The sequence below is a fragment of the Psychromonas arctica genome (genome assembly GCF_036697365.1).
GTDB classification, from domain to species: Bacteria; Pseudomonadota; Gammaproteobacteria; order Enterobacterales; family Psychromonadaceae; genus Psychromonas; species Psychromonas arctica_A.
Genome location: NZ_JBAHZA010000067.1, coordinates 1 through 653, shown reverse-complemented (window position 1 = coordinate 653; position 653 = coordinate 1). Strand labels below are relative to the sequence as shown.

The following is a 653-nucleotide window of genomic DNA, read 5'->3' as shown; positions in this document are numbered from 1 at the left end:
ACACTATTACCAGCTCGATCTGTCGCCACAACGCTCACACTTGTTTCCCCATCATCCAATGCAACAAGTGTATTATCGGTTAACGTCCAAGTACCGTCAGTATTATTAATCGCATCATATTGAACACCATTCACTGAAACCATGATAGAAGCTGTAGGATCATTGACGCCTCCAGTTAACTCGGGAGTCGTATCATTAGTAATAATGGAGTCGACACTTACCACAGGGGCTGTTGTGTCGACTTCAATGGTTGTTGTTGTGCTTTCCGTATGGCCTGCTTGATCACTTGCTGAAACACTGATCTCAACCTCACCTTCCGCTAAATCAGGCAAGGTATCAGCGGCTAAACTCCAAGTGCCATCGCCGTTATTGACAGTCGTGTAGTCAATACCATTGACAGTAACAATCACAGTCGCTGTGGCATCATCAATGCTGCCGCTTAGCGCTGGTGACGTATCATTGGTCACTAACGCATCAACACTGACGTTAAGACCCACAGTATCGACGTTAATCGTGTCAGTGCTCGTAGCGTCGTTACCTGCTGCATCGGTCGCCGTGACCGTGATAGTAGTTTCACCATCATCCAATGCAGGTAAGGTATTATCCGCTAATGTCCAGGTACCATCAGTATTATTCGTTGCTGTATATTCTTC

1 protein-coding gene is annotated in these 653 nt (G+C 46.1%); it reads right to left on the bottom strand.

Annotation, left to right across the window (positions count from 1 at the left end; translation table 11 throughout):
* Nucleotides 1-653: Ig-like domain-containing protein (locus tag V5290_RS17340; protein ID WP_333388782.1), on the bottom strand; the 653-nt coding region annotated here is incomplete at both ends.